The sequence below is a fragment of the Streptomonospora nanhaiensis genome (assembly GCF_013410565.1).
Lineage (GTDB): Bacteria > Actinomycetota > Actinomycetes > Streptosporangiales > Streptosporangiaceae > Streptomonospora > Streptomonospora nanhaiensis.
The window spans coordinates 4,202,468-4,225,389 of the sequence record NZ_JACCFO010000001.1; the positions used below are offsets into that span (position 1 = coordinate 4,202,468).

Annotated in this window: 22 protein-coding genes and 1 CRISPR repeat array; of the genes, 13 read left to right on the forward strand and 9 right to left on the reverse strand. The window is 74.9% G+C overall.

Translation table 11 applies throughout. The annotated features are described in order from the left end of the window. Nucleotides 1–27: 27 nt before the first annotated feature. Together HNR12_RS18600 and HNR12_RS29560 are read left to right on the forward strand one after the other, a co-directional pair. Nucleotides 28–471, forward strand: coding sequence for an SRPBCC family protein (locus tag HNR12_RS18600; protein ID WP_179768809.1), 444 nt, complete (start codon nucleotides 28–30; stop codon nucleotides 469–471). Between the two features lie 176 nt (nucleotides 472–647). Beyond that, nucleotides 648–1,340: a VanZ family protein gene (locus HNR12_RS29560; RefSeq protein ID WP_217782355.1), complete on the forward strand. Its 693-nt coding sequence runs from the start codon at nucleotides 648–650 to the stop codon at nucleotides 1,338–1,340. A gap of 111 nt (nucleotides 1,341–1,451) precedes the next feature. On the opposite strand, the gene HNR12_RS18610 is transcribed toward HNR12_RS29560, so the two are convergent. Further along, a complete protein-coding gene (locus HNR12_RS18610) occupies nucleotides 1,452–2,087 on the reverse strand; it encodes a TetR/AcrR family transcriptional regulator (protein ID WP_179768810.1) in 636 nt (211 codons plus the stop codon). Between the two features lie 636 nt (nucleotides 2,088–2,723). On the opposite strand from HNR12_RS18610, the gene HNR12_RS18615 reads away from it, so the two are divergent. From HNR12_RS18615 to HNR12_RS18625, 3 genes are all read left to right on the forward strand, one after another. Continuing rightward, nucleotides 2,724–4,139, forward strand: a complete 1,416-nt coding sequence (locus HNR12_RS18615; protein WP_179768811.1) for a DHA2 family efflux MFS transporter permease subunit — start codon at nucleotides 2,724–2,726, stop codon at nucleotides 4,137–4,139. 462 nt (nucleotides 4,140–4,601) lie between these two features. After that, nucleotides 4,602–5,858 carry a sensor histidine kinase gene (locus HNR12_RS18620; protein ID WP_246425124.1) on the forward strand — a complete coding sequence of 419 codons (1,257 nt, stop codon included), beginning with the start codon at nucleotides 4,602–4,604 and terminating at the stop codon, nucleotides 5,856–5,858. Continuing rightward, nucleotides 5,846–6,484, forward strand: coding sequence for a LuxR C-terminal-related transcriptional regulator (locus tag HNR12_RS18625; RefSeq protein WP_179768812.1), 639 nt, complete (start codon nucleotides 5,846–5,848; stop codon nucleotides 6,482–6,484). Before HNR12_RS18620 ends, HNR12_RS18625 begins: the two co-directional genes overlap by 13 nt. A gap of 35 nt (nucleotides 6,485–6,519) precedes the next feature. After that, a CRISPR array of direct repeats spans nucleotides 6,520–6,974; the repeat unit is 28 nt; unit sequence GGGCCATCCCCGCGCTTGCGGGGAACAC. A gap of 140 nt (nucleotides 6,975–7,114) precedes the next feature. On the opposite strand, the gene HNR12_RS18630 is transcribed toward HNR12_RS18625, so the two are convergent. Then, nucleotides 7,115–8,182, reverse strand: coding sequence for a YqeB family protein (locus HNR12_RS18630; RefSeq protein ID WP_246425125.1), 1,068 nt, complete (start codon nucleotides 8,180–8,182; stop codon nucleotides 7,115–7,117). Between the two features lie 179 nt (nucleotides 8,183–8,361). Between HNR12_RS18630 and HNR12_RS18635 the strand changes: the two genes are divergently transcribed. Further along, nucleotides 8,362–9,699 carry a sensor histidine kinase gene (locus tag HNR12_RS18635; protein ID WP_179768813.1) on the forward strand — a complete coding sequence of 446 codons (1,338 nt, stop codon included), beginning with the start codon at nucleotides 8,362–8,364 and terminating at the stop codon, nucleotides 9,697–9,699. After that, the gene (locus HNR12_RS18640) at nucleotides 9,696–10,412 is read left to right on the forward strand and encodes a response regulator transcription factor (RefSeq protein WP_179768814.1); all 717 of its coding nucleotides are present in this window, start codon (nucleotides 9,696–9,698) and stop codon (nucleotides 10,410–10,412) included. Before HNR12_RS18635 ends, HNR12_RS18640 begins: the two co-directional genes overlap by 4 nt. A gap of 306 nt (nucleotides 10,413–10,718) precedes the next feature. Here the strand turns inward: HNR12_RS18640 and HNR12_RS18645 are convergent, their stop codons facing one another. After that, complete coding sequence (locus HNR12_RS18645) at nucleotides 10,719–11,648, reverse strand: SDR family NAD(P)-dependent oxidoreductase (RefSeq protein WP_179768815.1); 930 nt, start codon at nucleotides 11,646–11,648, stop codon at nucleotides 10,719–10,721. 16 nt (nucleotides 11,649–11,664) lie between these two features. After that, the gene (locus HNR12_RS18650; RefSeq protein ID WP_179768816.1) at nucleotides 11,665–12,537 is read right to left on the reverse strand and encodes an SDR family oxidoreductase; all 873 of its coding nucleotides are present in this window, start codon (nucleotides 12,535–12,537) and stop codon (nucleotides 11,665–11,667) included. Nucleotides 12,538–12,665: 128 nt separating this feature from the next. Between HNR12_RS18650 and HNR12_RS18655 the strand changes: the two genes are divergently transcribed. The 3 genes from HNR12_RS18655 (at nucleotide 12,666) to HNR12_RS18665 (ending at nucleotide 15,654) form a co-directional block, all read left to right on the forward strand. After that, nucleotides 12,666–13,379, forward strand: coding sequence for a PadR family transcriptional regulator (locus tag HNR12_RS18655; protein ID WP_179768817.1), 714 nt, complete (start codon nucleotides 12,666–12,668; stop codon nucleotides 13,377–13,379). Between the two features lie 522 nt (nucleotides 13,380–13,901). Further along, nucleotides 13,902–14,801 (forward strand): TIGR03619 family F420-dependent LLM class oxidoreductase, encoded by a 900-nt coding sequence (locus HNR12_RS18660; protein WP_179768818.1) that lies wholly within the window; start codon nucleotides 13,902–13,904, stop codon nucleotides 14,799–14,801. 97 nt (nucleotides 14,802–14,898) lie between these two features. Continuing rightward, nucleotides 14,899–15,654, forward strand: coding sequence for an IclR family transcriptional regulator (locus tag HNR12_RS18665; RefSeq protein WP_179768819.1), 756 nt, complete (start codon nucleotides 14,899–14,901; stop codon nucleotides 15,652–15,654). A 137-nt stretch (nucleotides 15,655–15,791) separates the two neighbouring features. On the opposite strand, the gene HNR12_RS18670 is transcribed toward HNR12_RS18665, so the two are convergent. Then, nucleotides 15,792–16,322, reverse strand: coding sequence for a nitrobindin family protein (locus HNR12_RS18670; protein WP_179768820.1), 531 nt, complete (start codon nucleotides 16,320–16,322; stop codon nucleotides 15,792–15,794). A 303-nt stretch (nucleotides 16,323–16,625) separates the two neighbouring features. Here HNR12_RS18670 and HNR12_RS18675 point away from each other — a divergent pair, with 303 nt between their 5' ends. The 3 genes from HNR12_RS18675 (at nucleotide 16,626) to HNR12_RS18685 (ending at nucleotide 18,582) form a co-directional block, all read left to right on the forward strand. Further along, nucleotides 16,626–17,402, forward strand: a complete 777-nt coding sequence (locus tag HNR12_RS18675; protein ID WP_179768821.1) for a GIDE domain-containing protein — start codon at nucleotides 16,626–16,628, stop codon at nucleotides 17,400–17,402. Between the two features lie 149 nt (nucleotides 17,403–17,551). Beyond that, on the forward strand, nucleotides 17,552–17,914 hold the full coding sequence (locus HNR12_RS18680; RefSeq protein WP_179768822.1) for a DsrE family protein: 363 nt from the start codon (nucleotides 17,552–17,554) through the stop codon (nucleotides 17,912–17,914). A gap of 197 nt (nucleotides 17,915–18,111) precedes the next feature. Further along, complete coding sequence (locus tag HNR12_RS18685; RefSeq protein WP_179768823.1) at nucleotides 18,112–18,582, forward strand: hypothetical protein; 471 nt, start codon at nucleotides 18,112–18,114, stop codon at nucleotides 18,580–18,582. Nucleotides 18,583–18,739: 157 nt separating this feature from the next. Here HNR12_RS18685 and HNR12_RS18690 read toward each other — a convergent pair whose 3' ends face one another. From HNR12_RS18690 to HNR12_RS18705, 4 genes are all read right to left on the reverse strand, one after another. Then, a complete protein-coding gene (locus HNR12_RS18690; RefSeq protein ID WP_179768824.1) occupies nucleotides 18,740–19,486 on the reverse strand; it encodes a phosphoglyceromutase in 747 nt (248 codons plus the stop codon). A gap of 179 nt (nucleotides 19,487–19,665) precedes the next feature. Next, complete coding sequence (locus HNR12_RS18695) at nucleotides 19,666–20,190, reverse strand: YbjN domain-containing protein (RefSeq protein ID WP_179768825.1); 525 nt, start codon at nucleotides 20,188–20,190, stop codon at nucleotides 19,666–19,668. A gap of 83 nt (nucleotides 20,191–20,273) precedes the next feature. After that, entirely contained in the window at nucleotides 20,274–21,524 is a 1,251-nt protein-coding gene (gene mshA, locus HNR12_RS18700) for a D-inositol-3-phosphate glycosyltransferase (RefSeq protein WP_308118433.1), read from the reverse strand. A 392-nt stretch (nucleotides 21,525–21,916) separates the two neighbouring features. Further along, nucleotides 21,917–22,903 (reverse strand): alpha/beta hydrolase, encoded by a 987-nt coding sequence (locus HNR12_RS18705; protein ID WP_179768827.1) that lies wholly within the window; start codon nucleotides 22,901–22,903, stop codon nucleotides 21,917–21,919. Nucleotides 22,904–22,922: the final 19 nt, after the last annotated feature.

The following is a 22,922-nucleotide window of genomic DNA, read 5'->3' on the forward strand; positions in this document are numbered from 1 at the left end:
AAGCACACGAGAGCGAGGGAGTCCGCCATGACCGAGACCACCACCCCCCAGGGCCGCGAGCACAGCTACACCCTGACCCGGGTCTACGACGCCCCGGTCGAGAAGGTGTGGGAGGTCTGGTCCACACCGGAGCCCTTCAGCGCGGTGTTCGGCGCGCGGCGCGAGACCCTGGAGCTGGACGTGCGGCCGGGCGGATCCTTCAGCGCCGAGATCGTCACGCCGACGGGCGAGGTGCACCCGATCAGCGGCACCTTCCCGGTGGTCGAGGAGCACCGCCGGATCGTGACGGCGACCTCGGTGCCCATGGCGGAGGAGCCCGAGTTGATGTACGAGGACTTCCGCGACCTGGGCGACGGGCGGACCGAGCTGACGATCCACCAGACCTGCGCAAGTGCCGAGGCGTGCGAGATGTCCCGGATGGGCAGCGAGTTCCTGATGCAGTCCTGCGCCGACTACCTCGCCACGGCCTAGCGCCGCCACGGGTTGGTGCCGGGGCCGCTCCGACCAGGGACGAGGGCGGCGCCGGCACGGTCGCGGAGGGCGCGCCGTCGGCGACAGGGTGTTAGAGGGCGCTCTCACGCGGTAGGTACCGCGTACGCGCCGGCCACCCCCGTCGGCGCGCCGCCGAGACCCGTGGGTGTGATGTCGTGAAGGGCTTCCAGGGACGCACCGAGGACACCGTCCGCCCGGCCGCGGACGCCGAGAACGCGAAGGGCACCGACGACGCGGGGGGCGCTGAGCGCCCGCCGAGGGGGCCGAGCTCCGGCGCGGGGGCGCGCCGGGTGGAGACCGCCATGGCCCAGGGGCCGGCGGGCCGGTCCGGGGGAGCGCGGTCGGGCGAGGGGGAGGCCCCCGGCGGGGGGCGGTCGGCGGCCGAGGCGCTGCGGCGGTTCGGCTACCTGCTGCTGCGCGCGGTCGCGGTGCTCGCGGCGTTCGCGGCGATGGTGGCGTTCGCGGTGGTGCTGGCGCAGCTCACCCTCACCCCGATGCCCGGCGCGGTCGAGCAGACGCACACCAACCTGCAGCCCGGCTGGTCGCTGCGCCACTACCTCGACGCCCCGGCGCGTGAGGCGCTCCAGCAGGTGGGCGGGAACATCGCGCTGGGGGTGCCGTTCGGGGTGCTGCTGCCGACGCTGTTCCCCGGTTCGCGCGGCGTGCTGCGCACGGTGCTGATGGCCGCGGCGGCGATGCTGCTGGTCGAGGTGGTCCAGGGCGCGCTGATCACCGGGCGCGCGTTCGACATCGACGACGTCATCCTCAACACGACCGGCGCGCTGCTGGGCTACCTGTTCCTGGGCCGCCGCATGTCCCGCGCCATCCACGGCCTGGGCAAGGAGTAGCGGGGCGCAGGGGCTTATGGCGCCGCGGTAGGGACCCTCGTGGTCGCCGCGGCTCCGGGCGGGAGTCCTCCGCGGAGCGAGGGCGCCTCGCGAGGGGCGAGCGGGGATTCCTCATAGCCCGTCCGGGCTGCGGCCCTGGGCGCGGTCGGCGCCGGTGAACACCTGGTCGAGGTGGTAGGCGAGCACCGCCCAGGCGCTGTCGGGGGTGCGGCGGCCGGTGAGGAGGTCGGTGCCCAGGCCGTGGTTGAGGGCGAGCAGGCGGGCGGCCTCGGCGGCGGGGTCGCGGTCGGGGGCGAGTTCGCCGTCGTCGCGGGCGCGGGCCAGGAGGTCGGTGAGGCGGCGCTCGATGCGGTCGGTGCCGGCCACGAACGGCTGTTCGGCGAGGCCGGGGTCGGTCATGGCGAGGACGGCGAAGGAGGCGAAGACGAGGTGGAACGCGCGGCTGTGCTCGTCGGTGGGCAGGGCCTCGGCGAGGAACCCCTCGACGGCGGCGCGCGCCGATCCGCCGGGCTCGCGGGCCATACGTTCGGCCCACCGCCGGTTGCTCCGCTCCTCCAGGTGGGTGAGGGCGGTGTTGACCAGGCGGCCCTTGCTGTGGAAGTAGTACTGGACCAGCCGCAGTGAGACCCCGGCCTCGGCGGCGACGGAGCGCATGGTGACGGCGTGCAGGCCGTCGCGCCCGGCGACGCGCAGGAGTGCTTCGATGATCTGGGTACGGCGCTGCGCGTGGTCGACGGTCCTGGGCACTTTCCGATTGTGCCCCATCGGCCGTGCCCCGCCGCGAGCTTGGCCGCCAGGTCGCCGACGGGGGCCCGCCGGCCCCGGGGGACCCCCGCGTAGCGGGCCGGGCGGCGCATCCGGCCCCTTCGGTACCCCCGCCACCGGGCGCCCCGTTCGCGACAGCGCGAAGCCGGCCACCACGTGCAGAACGGTTCCGCACCCGGCGTAGGGGACGGAACCTCCGGCCGCCAGACCCGCGCCACGCGCGGTACCGATCGCCCGGTCCCGCACAGCGCGAAGCCGGCGGAGCGGGCCCACCGCCCGAAAGGCATCGGCCGGTGCGTCTTCGCGCCTTCGCGCCTTCGCGCCTTCGCGCCTTCGCGCCTTCGCGCCTTCGCGCCTTCGCGCCTTCGCGCCTTCGCGCCTTCGCGCCTTCGCGCCCTCGCGCCCTCGCGCCCTCGCGCCCTCGCGCCCTCGCGCCCTCGCGCCCTCGCGCCCTCGCGCCCTCGCGCCCATTTTTATGATACATGCGTATCATAAAAATGGCGGCGGCACCACAGGCGACGGCCCACGTGCCGCGACACCACCCGCCACTGCCCGGCCCCCGCATGCCTGCCTCCTGCATGCCCCACCCCGACCCACCGCGGAAGGACCGCCCTCGCCATGGCATCCCGATCACCGCGCGCCCGCCCCGAACGGCCGGCCGCCGTTCCCATCCCCGCCCGCATCTGGTGGATGGCCGCCGTCACCGGTTCCGGGGCGTTCATGGCCATGCTCGACTCCACGGTCGCCAACCTGGCCCTGGAGCCGGTCCGCTCGGAGTTCGGCACCACCCTCGCGCTGGTGCAGTGGGTGGCCACCGGCTACCTGGTCGCCGGAGCGGTCTCGCTTCCGGCCGCCGCCTGGCTGGGGGACCGCTTCGGCCACGGCCGGGTGTGGGCGGTGTCGCTGGCCGCCTTCACGGCCGCCTCGGCGGTGTGCGCGCTGGCGCCGGGCCCGATGGTCCTCATCGCCGCCCGCGCCGCGCAGGGCCTGGCGGCCGGGGCCATGGTGCCCGCCGGGCAGGCGGTGATCGCCTCCGAAGCCGGGGCCGAGCGCATGGGGCGGCTGATAGGTGCGCTCGGCGTGGTGGTCAGCCTCGGCCCGGCCGTGGGGCCCGCCGTGGGGGGCCTGCTCGTGGAGGCCGTGTCGTGGCGGTGGGTGTTCGCGATCAACGTGCCGGTGGGAATCGCCGCGCTGCTGGCGGCGCGGGCCCTGGTGCCCGCCGGCCGGGCGGACCGGTCCCGCCGCCTGGACCTGCGCGGTCTGCTGCTGCTCGGTACCGGGCTGCCGCTGCTGCTCTTCGGTGCGACCGAGGTCGGCGCCGGCGGCGCGGCACCCCTTCCCCTGCTCGCCGCCGCGACGGGTGCGGTCCTCGTGGCGGTGTTCGCGGTGGCGGCGGTGCGTGCCGCGTCGTCGCCGCTGCTGGACCTGCGGCTGCTGGGCCGTCCCGCATTCGCCGCCGCGACGGCCACCGCCGCCCTCACCGGCGCGGCGATGTACGGCGGCCTGCTGCTGCTCGCGGTCTACCTGCCCGAGGCGGGGCGCGGGGGTACCGAGGCGGGGATGCTGCTGCTGGCGATGGGCCTGGGCAGCGCCGCCGCCCTGTACGCGGGTGGCGCGCTGACGGACCGGCGGGGGCCGCGCGCGGTCAGCGTCGTCGGGGCCGTGCTGCTGGCGGCCGCCACCGCCGCCGTGCTCCTGCCGGGCCCGGAGGGAGCGCTGTCCACCGCCGCGCTGGCGGTGGTGCTGGTGGTGCGAGGTGCGGGGATGGCGCTGGCGCAGATGCCGGCGGTCACCGCCGCCTACGGCGCCGTCCCGCCCGGCCGGGTGGGCGACGCCGCGACCCTGGTCAACATCTCCCAGCGCGTGGGCGGAGCCCTCGGTGCGGCGGGGGTGGTGCTGGCGGTGGTCGCGGGCGGGGGCGGCCCTCGGGGGTACGTGGTGGGTTTCACGGCGCTGACGGCGGTGGCCCTGCTGGCGGGGCTCACCGCCACCGCCCTGCGGCGCGGCGGGGCAGGCCCGTCGGAGCGGGACTGAGGCGCTGGGCGCAGCCAAAGCGCGCGGTCCGACGGCTTCGCCCCGCCTCCAGCGGCGCAGGGCGGCGCGAACCGCCGGGGTCCCGGTGGTGCCCACACCGCCCCGGGCCCGAAGGCCCTCCCGGGGAGTTGCCTGCTGCGCACCGCAGCCGGCGGTTCCCGCTGCGGATCACGACCGCGTGAGGGCGCGCGCCGCCGCTCACCGATGCACCGGAGCCTCGCCGCGTAGTCCGGCGTGTGCGCCGGACTGTCGCACAGTGCCCGCCCAAGCCCATCCCCGGCACGGCCGCCAACGCGTCCCCCGAAGCGCGTCCAGGCGCGGCGGGGAGCGGCCAAGGCCGTTCCAACCGACGGCCGGAACGGCTCAGCGGCCGTCCACGGCCGCCCCGGGGTCGCAGGTACCCGCCCCGATGGTGGAGCCTGCTGCACTGTCACCGGCGGCGCGGACCGCGATAATGCGGACATGTCCCCGTTCCCCCGCCTCACCGCGCGCGCCGAAAAGGGCATGCGGGCGGCGCTCTATCTCAGCATCGGCCTGGGCACCGCGCTCGTGTCGATGGTGGTCCTGTCGACGCTCATGGTGTCGGTGGCGCTCATCGGGGCGGCCGGCGCGGGACTCGTCGTGCTGCCGGTGAACCTGGCCCTGGTGCGCAGGTGGGCCGACCAGGAGCGCCGCCGGACCGGCGGCTTCCTGGGCCGTGCGATCCCGGCCCGCTACCGGCCCCTGCCCTCCGGGTTCGGCGAGCGGCTGCGCGCCACGCTCCTGGACCCGGTCACCCTGCGGGAGCTGGCCTGGCTGGGCTGGCACATCGTCATGGGTGTTCTGCTGGGGCTCTTCGGCATGGTGGCGCTGGTCGGCGTGCCCAGCACGCTGCTGCAGACGGCACTGTGGTGGATGGCGCCCGACGGGGAGCCGGCGACCCTGGCGCTGCGGTCGGTCACCGACTGGCCGACCGCGCTGCTCTACGGCGCCGTCCAGTTCGTCGTCCTGGCGGCGCTGCTGCTGTGGGGCGTGGCGCCGCTGGCTCGGCTGCACGCGACCGTCGCCGCCGCCCTGCTGGGCCGCTCGCGCGCGGCCCAGTTGGCCGAGCGGGTGGAGACGCTGAGCCACACCCGCGCCGGGGCGCTGGACGCCCACGCCGCCGAGTTGCGGCGCATCGAGCGGGACCTGCACGACGGCACCCAGGCGCGGCTGGTGGCGCTGGCGATGCGGCTGGGTCTGGCGCGGAGCCGGATGGGCGAGGACCCGGAGCAGGCGGCGCGGCTGCTGGCCGAGGCGCAGTCGGGCGCCGAGGAGGCGATGACGGAGCTGCGGCAGGTCATCCGCACGATCTATCCGCCGGTCCTGTCGGACCGGGGGCTGGTGGGCGCGGTGGAGGCGCTGGCGGCGCGCAGCGTGGTCCCGGCGACGGTGTCGGTGGACGACCTGGGCGCGGTGCCGGCGTCGGTGGAGGCCACCGCCTACCACCTGGTGGCTGAGGCGCTGACCAACGTGGCCAAGCACGCGGAGGCGTCGCGGGCGGAGATCAGCCTCTCGCGGATCGGGGGGTGGCTGCGGATCGCGGTCACCGACGACGGGCGCGGCGGGGTCGCGGAGGACGGCGGCACCGGTGTGGGCGGGATGCGGCGCCGGGTGGCGGCGCTGGACGGGGAGTTCACCGTGGTCAGCCCGGTTGGGGGACCGACGAGAGTGGAGGCGTTGCTGCCATGCGGGTCGTGATCGTGGAGGACAGCGCGGTACTGGCCGAAGGGCTGAACCTGCTGCTGAGTACGTCGGGCTTCGAGGTGGTGGCGACGGTGGACGAGGCCGCGCCGTTCCTGAAGATCGTGGAGGAGGGCGGCACGGACGCGGCGGTGGTGGACGTCCGGCTGCCGCCGACGTTCCGCGACGAGGGCGTGCAGGCGGCCCTGGCGGCCCGGCGGCTGGTGCCGGGGCTGCCGGTGCTGGTGTTCTCGCAGTACGTGGAGCAGGTCTACGCGCGGGAACTGCTGTCGGACGGCCGGGGCGGGGTGGGCTACCTGCTGAAGGACCGGGTGAGCCGGGTCGGGGACTTCATCGACGCGCTGAAGCGGGTGGCGGCCGGAGGCACGGCGATCGACCCGGACGTGATCGGACAGCTGCTCGTGCGGCGCGACAGCCCCCTGACAAGGCTGACGGCCCGCGAGCGCGAGGTCCTGGAACATATGGCGCAGGGGCTGAGCAACGCCGAGATCGCCGAAAAGCTGGTGGTAACGGAGCGGGCGGTGCACAAGCACATCGGCAACATCTTCGCCAAGCTGGACTTGGACCCGGGAGACTCGGGTCACCGCAGGGTGCGTGCAGTGCTGACGTACTTGGACGCGTAGCGAGTCCCCGCGCGGTCGGTGCGGGATCCAGGGGCAACCCATCCCCGCGCTTGCGGGGAACACGAGCAAAAGTTCACGCACGACGGCAATCCCGTGGGGCCATCCCCGCGCTTGCGGGGAACACAGGCCGCCGCGCATGTCCCGGCCGATCGCGGACGGGCCATCCCCGCGCTTGCGGGGAACACAAAAAGCGCCCTCCGGCGGGTGCCGGAGGGCGCGGGCCATCCCCGCGCTTGCGGGGAACACCTGGGCCTGGTGGCGGTCGCCATGGTGCTGATGGGGCCATCCCCGCGCTTGCGGGGAACACAGCACGCAGTGAGGCGGGCGTGAAGGCTCCCGCGGGCCATCCCCGCGCTTGCGGGGAACACGCGAAGGCGGCCTTGAGGAGCATGTCCAGCCGGGGGCCATCCCCGCGCTTGCGGGGAACACAAAAAGCGCCCTCCGGCGGGTGCCGGAGGGCGCGGGCCATCCCCGCGCTTGCGGGGAACACCCCTTCGGGACCTGGGGGAATGCGGGGGCGTTATCGATCTGAGACTGAATCCGTCGAAGTTTGGGGCATTGGCGGCCAAATCCTGTCCTCTTCTCCGCCGTCCTCGTCACCGTACCTCGGGCCAACGACGTCCGCCCGGCCTACTCCTCACTCGCGTCGGGGACGCGGCGGAAGTACTGGCGGTTGCGGTCGTCGCGCACGACCACGCCCAGGGTGCTGAGTTCTTCGCGCAGGTCCTCCGCGTCCGATGACTGGTCCTTCTCCAGGGCCTTGGCGCGCGCCGCGAGCAAGGCGTGGGCGCCCGCCGGTAGTTCCGGCAGGCCCGGGACCCAGCGGCGGAAATCCCCCGCGTGGGGATCGCCGTCGCCCCGCCAGGGGTAGCCGTGGGCGCGGAACGCCTGTGCCAGGCGGTGGGGCTTGAGGTCGACCACGCCGCTCGCCAGTTCCCCGCCGCGCGGGTCCAGCAGCACCAGGCGCTTGCCGTCCTTGAACACCGCGCTGACCCGCTCACGCGGCGCCGTGCGGGTCCGGCCGTTGGCCGTCACCGTCACCTCCTCGTCGGTGACCGCGACCGTCCCCGCCTCGTGCTCGCCGATCATCGCCAGCACCAGGCCCGCGATCACGCCCACCACCGTGCCGCCGATCGTGGCAGGGGTGTCGGGGATCGAGGTGACGAGCCGCATCGGGCCCTCGAACGGGAACCACGGCAGGGACAGCGCCCAGTCGGACAGCGGTTTGAGCAGCGCACCGAGCGCCCCTCCCACCACCGGCAGCAGGCCCCACATCAGCAGCCGGTCGCCGACGGACGGGCTGACCACCGTGGCGCCCGGCGCCGACGACGCTCGCGGACTCATCTCCCTCACCCCTTCCTCCGTTCGCCTCACGGCGCTCCTCGCACCTGCCGCGCCCGCAGTGCCACTCGAATCCACCACGCCTTCCGCCCCCGCCCCTCCGTCCGTCCCGCCGGGCCGCGCCGCGTGCCCGGCCTCCGCCTCGCGCGCGGCCGCTCGCAGCCGGCCGGCGGCCACGACGACGGCGGCGCCGACGATGGCCACCGACGCGTTGGCGAAGACCTCGTACCCGGCGAGCAGCGGCACCCGGTTGAGCAGGAGGACGCCCTCCCACGCGCGCGGACCGAGGTGGTCGACCAGCCCGCCCACACCGACCAGGCAGACGGCCAGCCCCAGCACCTGCACGACTCGTGCCATGCACCCGACGCTAGCCCGCGCCGCGCCCCCGCCGCATCGGCCGCCGGTATCGACCCGCGCGACCACGGCATCGGCCTGCGCCCCGGCCGTGCGACCAAGGTCGGACACGGCCGCGACTTTGGTCGCCGATCCCGCCGGGAGGCGCCGCCGACGGTCGCGCGGCGAGTAGGTTCGCAGGCATGGACGGCCCCGCGCCCCCTTCCCAGCCCGCCCCGGCCCGGCCCGGCGGCGGCCCGCCCGCACCCGGCGCCACGGCACCCGGCGCCACCGCGCGCGCCCACCGGCGGCGCGGCCTGCGCGAGTGGGTCGTGGACATCGGCCTGTTCACGGTCGCCGTGCTCTACGGGCTGGCCTGGGCGATCGCCCTGGAGGAGGACCCCGAGGTCTCCGACGTCGCGCTGATCCGCGAGCAGACCGCGTGCGTCCTCGCCTGCGCCGCGCTGTGGCTGCGCCGCCGCTGGCCGGTGGGCCTGGCGCTGGGCCTCATCCCGCTGTCGTCCTACGCGACGCTCGCCGACGGCGCCCAGTTCGTCGCGCTGTTCACGGTCGCGGTGCACCGGCCCGCCAAGGTCGCGGCGCCCGTGGGGACGGCGGTCGTCGTCGCCCAGGCGCTGTACTTCGGGCTGTACCTGCTGCTCGCCGGAAATCCGGACGCGCCCGACGACGACATGCTGTGGATCGTCGGCTTCACCGCCATCACGGTGCTGGCGGTGCTGGGCTGGGGGATGATGGTCCGCCACCGGCGGCAACTGGTGGTGTCGCTGCGCGAGCGGGCGGTGCGCGCCGAGGCCGAGGCGCAGCTGCGGGCCGAGCAGGCGCAGATGCGGGCGCGCGAGCAGATCGCCCGCGAGATGCACGACGTGCTGGGGCACCGGCTGTCGCTGCTGAGCGTGCAAGCGGGCGCGCTGGAGTACCGCCCCGACGCGCCCCCCGAGGAGGTCGCGCGTGCGGCGGCGGTGATCCGGGGCAGCGCCCACCAGGCGCTGCAGGACCTGCGGGAGGTCATCGGTGTGCTGCGGGCGCCGGTGGGTGAGCTGCCGCAGCCGACGCTGGCCGACGTGCGGAGCCTGGTGGCGGAGTCGGTGGAGGCGGGCACCCCGGTGACGCTGGAGGAGGCGGTGGCGGGGCGCGCGCCCGACACGGTGGGGCGCACGGCCTACCGGATCGTGCAGGAGGGGCTGACCAACGCCCGCAGGCACGCGCCGGGCGCCGCGGTGCGGGTGGTGCTGCGCGGCGCGGCCGGCGACGGCCTGGAGGTGGAGGTGCGCAACGGCGCGGCGCCGGCGCACGGCCCAGGCCGTCCGGGGTCCTCGGCGCCGTCCCCGGACCCGGTTGCGGCCCCCGCCCCGACTGCGGGCGGCGGTGTCGGCGCCGGTGCCGGAGTCGGCGCCCCCGGCGGGGGCCAGGGCCTCATCGGGCTGGCCGAGCGGGTGTCGCTGGCGGGCGGGCGCCTGACCCACGGGCCTGACGGCGAGGGCGGGTTTCGCCTGGCGGCCTGGCTACCCTGGCCCGTATGACCGCCTCCGACTCCGGGCAGCCCGCGGCGCGGCCCGCCGAGCCCATCCGTGTCGCCATCGTGGACGACGATCCGCTGCTGCGCGCCGGGCTGGCGATGATGCTGGGCGGTGCGCCGGACCTGGCAGTGGTGGGTGAGGCGGGCGACGGCTCGGAGGTGCCCGCGCTGGTGGAGCGGCACCGGCCCGACGTGGTGCTGATGGACATCCGGATGCCGGTGGTGGACGGGCTGTCGGCCACGGAGGCGCTGCGGGCGCGGGGCCGGGCGCCCGAGGTGGTCGTGCTGACGACGTTCGACGCCGACGAGCACGTGCTGCGCGCGCTGCGCGCCGGTGCGGCGGGGTTCGTGCTGAAGGACACCCCGCCGGCGGAGATCGTGGAGGCGGTGCGGCGGGTCGCGCGGGGCGAGCCGGTGCTGTCGCCGCCGGTGATCCGCCGCCTGATCGCCCGCGCGGCGGGTCCGGGTGCGGAGGAGGACCGCCGCCGCGCGCGGGCGCGGGAGCGGCTGGAGCGGTTGAACGACCGCGAACGCGAGGTGGCGGTGGCGGTGGGCGCGGGGGCGTCCAACGCGGAGATCAGCGCGTCGCTGCACGTGAGCGTGCCGACGGTGAAGACCCACGTGTCTCGGATCCTGGCCAAGCTGGGGCTGTCGAACCGGGTGCAGGTCGCGCTGCTCGTGCATGACGCGGGCTGGGCGGAGGACGCCGAACCCTAGCCGAGGACGGCCGGGCGGCCGGCCGGGAACGCTCGTGCCCCACCGGCGGGCACCACCGGCAAAGCGTGATGGGGGCGGGAGCCGGAAGAGGACCCGGGGGCCCGACCGCTGCGGCGGCGCCCCCATGGGCCGCCGCACCTGCCCGCACCTGTCCCCTGCCCCTCCCTCCCCGGCCGTCCGACTGGCCCGCTCCCTCCGGGCCGCCCGGTCTCCCGGCCGCCCGGTCTGCCCGGTGGGCCGCCCGGTCTCCCGGCCGCCCCGTGGCCCCTCCGGTGGCCCCCCGGTAGCCCCCGGTGGCCCCTCCTGTCAGCCGCCCGGCATGTCGCCTCCGCCAACCCCGTCGGGGGCCGGGCTCGGCTCCAGCGGTCCGCGCAGGGACTCGGTGATCTCCCACAGGCGCCGGGCGTCGGCCTCGTTCATCGACGCCGCCGACGAGGCGCGCGGGGTGAACCGGTCGTAGTAGCGGCCGTTGGCGATGTCGGGCGCGGTGGCCAGGTGCGCCAGCGGCCTGCCGCCCTGCGAGGGCCGCAGCAGTGTCGGCCGCATCGCCTGGTAGAGCAGCCACAGCGGCGGGTTGCGCAGCCCCGCCCCCCGGATCAGCCGGGTGCTGACCATTCCCGGGTGCACGGCCGCGGTCGTGAAGCGGGGATACCGGCGGTGGAACTCGTAGGTGAAGAGCAGGTTGGCCAGCTTGCTCCGGCTGTAGGCCTGGAACATCGAGTACCGCTCGCTCTCCAGGTCGTCGAAGTCCAGCGCCACCCGCATCCCGGTCAGCGTCGTGTGGTGCCCCTCGGAGCCGGTGTTGACGATGCGCCCGTCGCCGCGCTCCAGCAGCGGCAGCAGCAGCCCGGTCATGGTCCAGGGCGCGAGGTGGTGCACCGCGAAGTGCATCTCGTGGCCCTCGGCGGTGATCTGCCGGCCGGGCAGCATGACCCCGGCGTTGTTGAGGAGCGTGTCCACGCGGTCGGTCAGGGCGGTGACGCGCTCCACCACCGCCTCGATCCCGGCGCGCGTGGAGACGTCGCCGGCGATGAACACGGCGCGGCGCGGGTCGCCCGCGCGCGCGTTGACGGCCGCCGCCACGGATTCCCCGCGCCGGGAGTCGCGGCCCACGAGGAGGAGGCGGTGGCCCTGCCGGCCGAGCCGCAGGGCGGCGTGGCGGCCGATCCCCGAGGACACGCCGACCAGCACGACGGTGCGCGGGCGGGATTGAGGGGCGGCCGAGGACGGACTCATGGCGGCGGACCCCCGGCTACTTGGCGGCGCCGGCGGTGTTGGCCGCGGCGGCCTTGTCGAGCCCTATGGCCTGGCGGACGAGGCGGTCGCGGGTGCGCAGCGGTAGTGAGCTGAGCAGCCCCAGGACGCGGGTGTCGCCGCCGACGCTGTAGCGCGCCTTGGGGCGGGTGGCGGTGACGGCGGTGACGATCGCGTCGGCGACCAGGCGCGGCGGGCCGGGCTTGCCGCTGGCCTGCACGCGCTCCATGGCCGCGACCTGGTCGCGGTAGAGCGCGAGCACGGCGGGGTCGGCGCCGGCCTGGGCCTTGGCCGCGGCCTCGGCGGCGGTGGCGAAGATCGGGGTGTCCATCGTGCCGGGTTCGACGACGACCACGTCCACGCCCAGGTGCGCCAGCTCCACGCGCAGGGCGTCGGACATGGACTGCAGCGCGGCCTTGCTCGCCGAGATGGGGGCGAGGTAGGGGACCGCCATGCGGGCGGTGCCGGCGGTGATGTTGACGATGCGGCCCTGTCCGGCGCGCAGCATCGGCAGGAACGCGCGGATGACGCGTGCGGGGCCGTAGACGTTGACGTCGAACTGGCGGTGCAGTTCGTCGTCGGGAACGACCTCCAGGGGGCCCTGGACGATGATTCCGGCGTTGTTGACGACGGCGCGCAGCGATGTGACGCCCTGGGCGCGGAGCTCGTCGGCTGCGGCGGCGACCCCGGCGGGGTCGGTGACGTCGAGCCGGACCGGGTGGATCCCGGCGCCGCGCGGCACCGCGTCGGGGTTGCGGGCCGCGGCGTAGACGCGGAAGCCCTTCGCGGTCAGCGCGCGGACGGCCTCGATGCCGACGCCCCCGGTGGCGCCGGTGATCAGTACGGCCGCAGACGTGGTGGCGTCCGCCATGGGAAGGCCTTCTCTCTCCACTCAATTCACAAGTATGTACCGACATGTCTGTAGGTACATCTCTGAGAGTAGCGGTGGATTGGGGCATGTCAAGATGGTGTTAGTGCTGATCACGAAGGAGCCAGGACATGTCGTTGCGCCACGGACTGCTGGGTCTGCTCGCTGAGGGCCCCGCGAGCGGCTACGACCTCGCGCGTCGTTTCCAGGAGTCCCTGGGGCTGGTGTGGCCCGCTCAGCACCCGCGCATCTACGTCGAGCTGACCCGGCTGGCGAAGGAAGGGCTGGCCGAGGTCGAGAGCCACGGGCCGCGCGGGCGCAAGGCGTACCGCATCACCGACGCCGGGATGGCCGAGGTGCGGCAGTGGCTCACGACCGAGGACACCGACCACGCCCTGCGGATGGAGACCCTGCAGCGCGCCTACTTCTGCTGGCTGATGGAGCCGGGCGAGCGCACGGCCTACCTGCAGCGGGAGCGCGCCCACTTCACGGCGATGGCGGCGACGCTGCGCGGCTACGCGGAGTCCAAGGACCGCGGCGAGTGGGGGAGCGCCCCGCCGACGCGCGCGATGCGGGTGGCGATCGAGGCCGGGATCAGGGTGAACGAGGCGCTGGCGGACTGGGCGCGGTGGGCGGAGGAGGCCGACGTGATGTCGGACACGGGATTCGGCACACACCCGGCCGGGGCCCTCGGCGAAGGCGAGGGGCCGGGGGAGGGCGGGGCCGCGGGCACGGGCAGGGGGACGGACACGGAGGACGGCGCGCCGCGCGGCCGGGAGGCCGGCGGCGGGCGCGGACCGGGCGCCGGGGCCGCGCCGCACGAGGACGAGGAACCGATGTCCTGACCCGGGAGGTCGACCGCCCGGAGGCTATGCGGCGGGCCCACGGCGGGTGGGTAGCGGGCAGCGGCGGGCACGGCGGGTCCGCCGTGCGCGGGGAGCGCGGTGAGCGCGGAGCGCGAGGGAAGGCGGCGCGCGAGGGAAGGCGGCGCGCGGCGACCGCACACGGGGTATCGGTCCGCAGCCCCAACGCCACATCCGCGGCCGCAATCGCCCCGAACCCCCACCGCCATCCGGTCCTGCCCACCCGGCCCCGGCAACCGGTACTCGGCACACCGGGCGGCGGCGGGCGGCGGCGGGCGGCGGCGGGCGCCGAACGCGCTCCCGGAAGCGCCGCGGGGCGGTGCCCGGCCGCCGAGGCGGCAGCCCGAGCCCCGGCCCAGGGCAACGCCGAGGCGGCGGGTAGCCTCGCCCGGTGCGGCGCCGTCCCCCCGGCACCTCGACCGCACCCCAGACGGCACCCGGCGGCGCCCGCGGTCGCCGGCCGCCGACTGCCCAGGAACCGACTCGGAAGGCTCGACAGCGACCATGCGCTTCGGCGTCAACATCCTCAACTTCACGTCCGGCACCACCCCCGACACCCTGCTGCGGTGGGCGCGCTACGCCGAGGAACGCGGGTTCCACTCCGCGATGATCTCCGACCACGTCGCCATCACGCCCGACGTGGCCCAGGTCTACCCGGCGCCCTTCTACGACCCGTTCACCACGCTCGCCTGGCTGGCGGGCCAGACCCGGCGCGTCGAACTGGGCACGACCGTGGCGATCCTGCCCTACCGCCACCCCCTGCACACCGCCCGCGTCACCGCCAACATCGACCGGTTCAGCGGCGGCCGGCTGATCCTGGGCGTGGGCGTGAGCTGGCCGCGCCAGGAGTACGCGGCCCTGGGCGTGCCGTTCCACCGGCGCGGCGCGATCACCGACGAGTACCTGGAGGTCATCACGCGCGCCTGGCGTGAGGAGGAGTTCTCCTTCGCCGGGGAGTTCGTGTCGTTCGAGCGCGCCGCCACCGGGCCGCTGCCGGTGCGCGTCCCGCCGGTGTGGGTGGGCGGGGCGAGCCCGGCCGCACTGCGGCGCGCGGTGCGCTACGGCGACGCCTGGCACCCGCTCAACCAGCGCATGGCCGACCTGCGCGAGGGCCTGGCCGCGCTGCGCCGCGCCGCGGCCGAGGCCGGCCGGGAGCGGCCGCCGGAGTTCGCGCCGCGGCTGCCGCTGCTGGTCACGGACGGCCCCATCGACGGCGAGGACCGTCTTGTGGGCCAGGGCACGCTGGACCAGATCCGCCGCGACCTCGACGAGCTGGCCGAGCTGGGCGCCGAGCACGTGCTGTTCGACACCTACCCCGGCAGCCCGGACCGCTTCCGGCCGGTGGAGGAGGACCTGGCGATGCTCGACCGGATGGTGGAGCAGGTCCTGCCGCGGGTGGCGTAGACCGCGGGGCGCGTGCGGGGACCGGCCATGGGGCGGGGGAGCGGCGCGCCGCCGCACCCGGCCCCGCCGCGCCCCCGCGAGCGCGGATAATCGAGGCATGGCTGCTGGGCGTGAGAAGGAGACGGTGACGGATCGGACGCTGGACGTCCTGGAAGCGCTGGCGCACACCTCGCGGCTGGCCGACATCGCGGCGGCCACGGACCTGCCCAAGCCGACCGTGCACCGCATCCTGCAGCGGATGGTGGCGCGCGACTTCGTCCGCACCGACGGGCAGGGCCACTACACCGGCGGGCCGCGCGTGCTGTCGCTGGCGGGCCGCTACATGCGCCAGCTCGACCTGCCGCAGCGCTCCTACCCGGTGCTGAACCGGCTCCAGCAGAGCACCGAGTGGACCGTGCACCTGGCCGTGCTCACCGGAGACGAGGCCGTCTACGCCGCCAAGCTGGAGGGTTCCAAGCCCTACCACCTGGCGTCGCGGGTGGGCATGCAGCTGGCGCTGCACTGCACCTCGGTCGGCAAGGCGATGCTGGCGCGGCTGCCGGAGGACCGCGTGCACGCGCTGCTGCAGCGCACCGGGATGCCGTCCCGGACCCCGAACACCATCACCGACGAGGAGCGGCTGCGCGCGGAGTTGGAGACGGTGCGCGCGCGGGGCTACGCCGAGGACCGCGAGGAGAACGAGCTGGGTGTCCACGCGGTGGGCGCCGCCATCACCGACTACACCGGCGAGGTGGTGGCGGGGGTCAGCGCCGCCGCCCTGGTGCACCTGCCCACGGAGGGGACCGCGGCCTGGCGCGGCGAGCAGGTCGCGGCGGCGGCCCACGAGATCTCCCGCCTCCTGGGGGCCTCTTGACTTCAGGCGCCGGGCGGACCTGTGGACCTGTGAAGGATCCCGACCCGCCCGCGAAGCGGGCGGAAGGCCGCGTGCGTGGGCGTCACCCTGTCGGCGCGGCACGGCGCCCGCGGGCGCGGCGCGGCGCGCCCGCGGGCTCAGCTCACCTGCTTGAACTGCGCCGACATGAACGAGCGGATCTCGTGCCCGCGCGCCGCCATGTCCCAGGCGTAGCCCAGGGTCTCGCGCTGGTCGCCGAAAAGGCCGTAGAGGCGGCGGCCGGCGGTGACCTGCTCACCGGTCTCGGTGCGCAGCACCGCGTCGGTCACCAGTTCCACGCGGGTGGCGAACACCGTGCCGAGGTAGACCTCGCTGTAGCCCTCGGGGTGGGCGATCAGGGCCTCGACGTGCACCGGGGCGGCGTCGGGCTCGGCGGGCCGCGCGGCCTCGGCCGTGCGGCAGCGCCAGTAGCCGGACTCCGACGTCCACAGGTCGGCGAGGGAGCCGTCGGACGTCAGCCGCCACACGCGGCTGCGGTAGGTCAGGCAGGGGCCGCCGTCGTTGGTGAACTCGATCTCCTGGCCGAACTGGAACTCGTCCATGTCCGCGTAGCCGGCGACGCCGACGCCTTCCCAGCGACCGATCAAAAACGACAGCTTCTCCAGATCGGGGTGCACCTCGGGCTGCATAGTCTTCGAGCGTAGTGGCCGTGCCCGGGTGGGCCGTACGCAGCGCGCCGGGGGCCGGGCGGCCGGGTGACACTTCGTGTTCGCCGCCCGGGGTGCGTAATCCAACTGTTATTCACGGTCCGGACTCTCCCCTCAGGTATTACGGTGTTCACTCGAACACGCGCGGGCGCACGCCGGTCGGGAAGCGGCCACCGCGCCGTGCCCGCGGTCCCCGCGGCACCTGGTAAAGAGGATGCAATCCGCGGCGCGGCGGTGCGGCGCGTACGCGGCATTCCCACTCGCGACCCAGAGAGGCGGCCTTCAATGCTGGTGATCATCGGGGTGGCCCTCCTGCTCGGCGCGCTGGTGCTGGCACCGCCGGCGGTGCTGGCGCTGCGCCGGTGGTCGCACCAGCGCGACGTGGAGCAGGTCCGGCCGCGCGCCTTCACCGGCCAGGTGGGCAGCGTGGTCACGGTGTCGGGGGTGGCGGTGCCGGGGCCGGCCGGGCCGATCGAGTCGCGGCTGGCACGCCACGACTGCGTGTGGCACGGCCACGAGGTGCTGCGGCACTACTGGTCGCTGACGCAGGACTCGGACACGGGCGAGCGGGTGCGGGTGCGCGACTGCGACTCCATCGCCGACTACGCCTCCACGGAGCGGTTCGGGATCGTCGCCGACCCCGAGCGCCGCCGCGACCCGATGCCGGTGCTGGTGGAGCCCGAGGACGCCGCCCTCAAGGGCGCGGACCTGTGCCTGCAGCGCGTGGTGGGGCGGCCGCAGCGGGGGGTGCCGGCTCCGGCCGACGACCTGCTGCCGCGGGTGAAGGGCCGCATCTCGGGGCTGTTCCGCGGCGAGACGATCGAGTTCGAGTACCGCGAGTGGATCCTGCGCCCGGGGGAGCCGGTGGTGGTGACCGGTCTTTTGGAGTTGCGCGAGGGCCACCCGGTGATCACGGCGCCGCCGGACGGCCGCCTGCGCATCGAGCACGGCCGCCCCGCCGAGGAGCCGCAGGCGGTCGGCGGGACCAACGCGCTGCTGCTGTGCGGCGGAGCGGTGGTGTCGGCGTGCGCGGGGCTGCTGCTGACGCTGGCGGGGGCCTGAGCAGGCGCAGCGCGCGAGGTCCGCAGCGTTGACGGACGCGCGGAGAGGCCGAAAGGACCTGATGCCAAGCCCCTGCGGCATCGGCGGTAACGGCCCCACCGGCCGGGAGCGTGCCCGAAGCGTCACCGGGTGCCGTTACGCTGGCCCCCATGGACCGCACTCTCGTGATCAAGGCCACCGCGGGCCACGACGACCCCGAGCGCTGCAACCAGGCGTTCACGGTCGCTGCGGCGGCGGTGGCCAGCGGCGTGCAGGTGTCGCTGTGGCTGACCGGAGAGGCGTCGTGGTTCGCGGTGCCGGGCCGCGCCGCCGAGTTCTCCCTCCCGCACGCCGCCCCGCTGCCGGACCTGCTGGAGTCGGTGCTGGCCGCCGGTTCGATCACGGTCTGCACCCAGTGCGCCGCCCGCCGCGAACTCACCCAGGCCGACCTCATCGACGGCGTCCGCATCGCCGGAGCCCCCACCTTCGTCGAGGAGATCACCCGGGACGGCGCCCAGGCCCTGGTGTACTGACACCGGTGCCGTCAGCCCTGGCGCCGCCGGTCCTGTTCCCGCAGTCGGCACCGGCGGCGCGGCCGGCACCGCCCGTGCCGTAATCGCAGTCGGGATCGCGGCGCCCGAAGTCGGTCCGCGGCCCCGCACCGCCGATCAGTGCGTCCGGCCCCGGCAAAGGGTTCGTGCCCGCTCACGCCCTCTGGCACCATCCCGTCATGAACCTGGAACCGGTTTCGGCGGTAGCGGTGGCCGCGCTCGGTCTGGCGGGTGTTTACCTACAGAGCCGGCGCAAGGGGCACGCCTACGACGAGATCAAGCACGAACTGGAACTGCTGTCCCTCCTGCCGGAAACCAGCCCCATGCGGGCCCCACTCCAGGCCCGCATCGAACGCTCCCTGGCCGACCTGATCGCCAACCGCTCCAGAAAGTCCCGCGACTGGACGGGGATCTCGTTCACGTCCTTCCTGCTCGCGGTGGCCGTGGCCCTGACGTTCCCCATGCTCCAGGGCGGCTGGTGGTGGCTCCTGTCGGTTCCGATCGCCATCTGCACCCTGTTCGGAAGCGTCGGCTTCTTCGACGCCATAGCCCTCACCGAACGCGACGCAACTGGAAAAAGAGTCACCCACCCCATCCAGGCCCCGGCAGAGGCCCCCACCTCCGATCCCAGAGAGGAACCCCCGAACTGAGCCCGCACCGCCCCTTGACCGGTTTCCCGCTTCATGCTCTGCGCCGCAATGGGTGAGCGATCGATGAACGTCGGCCGCATCAGCGTGATCGCGGTCAATGACCATGAAAAACCCCCTACCGAAGAAAATTTCCGGTAGGGGGCCTTGGGCGAACGGGCTACTTCTTGCCCTGGTTCTTGACGGCCTCGATGGCGGCCTTGGCGGCCTCTGGGTCGAGGTACTCTCCGCCCTGCTTGCGCGGGGTGAAGTCGTCGTTGAGTTCGTAGACGAGGGGGATGCCGGTGGGGATGTTGAGGCCGGCGATGGTCTCGTCGTCGATCTTGTCGAGGTGCTTGACCAGGGCGCGCAGGGAGTTGCCGTGGGCGGCGACCAGGACGGTGCGGCCGGCGGCCAGGTCGGGGACGATGACGTCGTACCAGTAGGGGAGCATGCGGTCGACCACGTCGGCCAGGCACTCCGTGCGGGGCATGAGCTCCGGCGGGAGTTGGCCGTAGCGGCGGTCGTTCACCTGCGAGTAGGGGTCGTCGTCGGCGATCGGCGGCGGCGGGGTGTCGTAGGAGCGGCGCCAGACCATGAACTGCTCGTCGCCGTACTCCTCGCGGGTCTGGGCCTTGTTCTTGCCCTGCAGGGCGCCGTAGTGGCGCTCGTTGAGGCGCCAGGAGCGGCGCACCGGCAGCCAGTGCAGGTCGGCCGCCTCCAGGGCGATGTTGGCCGTGCGGATCGCGCGCTTGAGCACCGAGGTGTGCACGATGCCGGGACGGAGGTCGGCGTCGCGCAGCAGCTCCCCGCCCCTGCGCGCCTCCTCCTCGCCGGTGGCCGACAGGTCGACGTCCACCCAGCCGGTGAACAGCCCTTCGGCGTTCCAGACACTTTCACCGTGTCGCAGTAGAACGAGAGTCGCCATGGTGGCCAGCCTAGCGACTTGCGGGCGGACGGCGGGCCACGGGGGCGTGAATGGTCCAGACCATTTGGCCGTCCGGTGCCCGGGCGGTACTTGTGCGGCCCGGCCCCCGGTCCCCCGGCCCCGGCCCGCACTCCCGTGCCGTCCGGCGAGCCCGGCGCCCCCGGCGTCCCCGACCCCCCTCAGCCGCGCGCGGGCGGGGCCTGCCGGTCCTCCTCCACCAGGTGGCGGAACGCCTCCAGGTTGCGCAGGCTGTGGCCGCGCCGGTAGCGCCAGTCCCACTCCCTGCGGATGGAGGTGGCGAACCCGCGCTCCAGGGCGCCGTTGAAGTTGTCGTCGGAGTAGCTGAGCACGCACCCCAGCAGCCGGTCGACCTCCTCGGGGGTGACGCCGGCCAGGGGGAGGCGCCCGGAGATGTAGACGTCGCCGACCTCGTCGGCGGAGAACGCCATGCCGTACATGGCGTCGTTCTTCTGCAGCAGCCACCGGTAGAACTCGGCGTGGTTCTCGTCGGGGCGGCGGCAGAAGAACGTCTTCACCAGCAGGCTGTGCTCGCCCACGCTGATGACGACCATCGTTTTGAGCTTGCGCCGGCCGGGCAGCGCCACGACGAACGACTCGGGGGAGGACCGCTCGACCTCCAGTTCGGCCTCCTTGACGGCGGCCTCGACGGCGGCGACCGCGGCCGCCCTGGCTTGCTCTGACATGCGTCCTCGAAACTGTCGACCCTTGCCGGCGGGCGCCGGCCCGGCGGTGCCCGCCGCGGACCCCGCGCTGTTCGCGGCGGTCCCTACTGCCCTGCGGCGAGCGGCAGGCGCCCGCCGACCAAAGTCTCACGGTAGACCCCGAGGAGGCCGTCGACCGTGGCGTCCCACCCCAGTCCGGCCGCGTGCCGGAGCCCCTCGGCGCCCAGGCGCGCGCGCCAGGCGGGCTCGCGGACCAGCCGGTGCAGCACCCGCGCGTAGTCCTCGGGGCGGTGGCCGTCGATGAGCACGCCCGAGGCGCCGTCGCGCACCGCCGTGGGCAGGCCGCCCACCCGCGAGGCGACGACCGGTGTGCCGCACGCCTGGGACTCCACCGCCACCAGCCCGAAGGACTCCGAGTAGGAGGGTACGACCGTGGCGGTGGCGGCCCGGTAGTAGGAGACGAGTTCGGCGCGCGAGCGCGGCGGCTCCCAGCGGACGATGTCGGCCACCCCCAGCGAGCGCGCGAGTTCGGCGAGCATGCGCGGCTGGGAGAGGTCGCCGCCCGACAGCCCGCCGACGATCGCCACCACCAGGCGGTCGCGCAGCGCGGGGTCGCGCTCCAGCAGCGCGGCGGCGGCCCGCAGCAGCACGTCGGGGGCCTTGAGGCGCTGCACCCGGCCCACGAACAGCAGGAGTTCGGCGTCGCCGGGCAGGCCGACCGCGCGCAGCGCCTCCTGGCGGGAGCCGGGGCTGAACAGCTCCAGGTCCACGCCGGGCGCAACGGTGCTGACGCGGCCGGGGTCGGCGCCGTAGTGCTCGATGAGCTGGCCGCGCTCCACGCCGGTGTTGGCGACCAGGTGGTCGGCCTGGCGGACGAGCTGGTCCTCGCCGCGGACCCGGCTGTCGGGTTCGGGGGTGTCGCCCTGGGCCAGCGCGAGGTTCTTCACCCGGGCCAGGGTGTGCATGGACTGCACGAGCGGGACGCCCCAGCGGTGCGCGGCGGCCAGGCCGGCGCGGCCCGACAGCCAGTAGTGGCCGTGGACGAGGTCGTAGTGGCCGGGCTCGTTGCCGGCCTCGGCCTGGAGCACGCCGAAGATGAAGGGGCACAGGTAGTGCGCCAGGGCGTTCTTGTCGAGGGAGCCGTAGGGGCCGGCGGGGATGTGGTGGACGGTGACCCCGGGCAGCATCTCCACGACGGGCGGCTGGTCGGGGCCGGTGGCGCGGGTGAACACGTCGGTGGCGACCCCGCGCCGGGCGAGCCGCTTGGCGACCTCGACGGTGTAGACGTTCAACCCCCCGGCGTCGCCGCTTCCGGGCTGCTCCAGGGGCGAGGTGTGCATGCTGATCGACGCGATCCTGCGGGGCGGGTCGGCGGGGGGTGCGGCGGGGACCGGTGCGGCGGAGGCGGCGGAGGCGCCGGGCGGGGTGCCGCCCGGCCGGGGTCCGGCCGCGGGGGTGGCGGGTTGTGTCGTGGGCGCGTCAGGGCTGTCCGGCACCACTGCTGTCGTCCCCTTCCCGGTGCTTGTCGGCGTGTGTGCCCGGTCCGGCCGCGCTGCCGGAGCGCGCGCTCCCACCGCGCCCGGCACGGGGGTTCCGGACGCGGTCAGCGTCTCGTTCACTCAACAGGGCCGGGCCGCACGGTGTTCCATGATGGACGCGCAGGGTCGGGAGGGGTTCACCCGGGGTGGTCCCAAGCGGCCCCGGCCGGGCGCCCCGCGGGGCGCCCGGCGCGGCGGGCGGGGCGGGCTCAGTTGCCGCCGGGCTCGGCCACGGGCGCGGTCCAGCCCTCGACCAGGAAGTCGACCGCCTGCGGGAAGGTCGGCACCCAGGTCTCGAAGTCGTGGCCGCCCTTGGGGTACAGGGTCTCGACGGTCATGTCGCGCTCGCGCAGGAGCCCGGCGAAGCGCCGGGCCTCGCCGTGGATGCTGCCCTCCTGCAGGGGCGTGTGGTCGTCCTTGCCCTCGATGAGCATGAACCGGATGTCGCGGACGTCGGGGTTGTCGAGGAGCCGGTCGGGCGCGTGGGGGGCGGGGTTGTCGCCGAAGGTGCCGCTGGGGTCGTCGACCTTGAAGTACCCGGCCCAGCTGACGCCCTGGGAGTAGGTGTCGGGGTGGCGCAGCGGCAGCGCGGCGGCGCCGTAGCCGCCCATGGAGAACCCGCCGATGGCGCGGAGCTGGCGGGGGCGGGTGTGGTCGCCCTCGACCGCCTCGATCGCCTTCTCGGTGACGAAGGTCTCGATGGCGAACTCGCCGTCGGCGTCGTCGCCCCACTCGGTGTCGCGCCCGCCGACCTCCTGGCCGAAGGGCGCCGCGATGACGAACTCCACCCCGGTGCGGCACATCTGCTCGTCCATGGCCTTGCCCACGCCGGCGTCGCGGACGTCGTAGTGGGTGGTGGTGGAGCCGTGCAGCAGGTACAGGACGGGCAGGTCGGCGCTGTCGGGGCCGGGCGGGCGGCGCACCCAGATGGGGCGTTCGCCGTCGGGCGCGCCCTTGTCGGGGACCGTGATGATCTCGTCGGTGCCGGCCTGCTCGCATGAGGCGACCTCGCCGGGGCGCGGGTGCACGGCGGGCGCGTCCTGGGCGGCGCCGGGCAGGAACGCGGCGCCGGCCACGGGGGCGCTGGCGCCGGGCGGCTCCTCGTCGGCCCGCAGCGAGGCGAGGGTGCCGGCGGTGGCTACCACGAGTGAGGAAGCCACGAGCACCGCGGTTCTGCGTGAGAGCGTCGTGAACACACCGAGGTCCTAAAAGGTC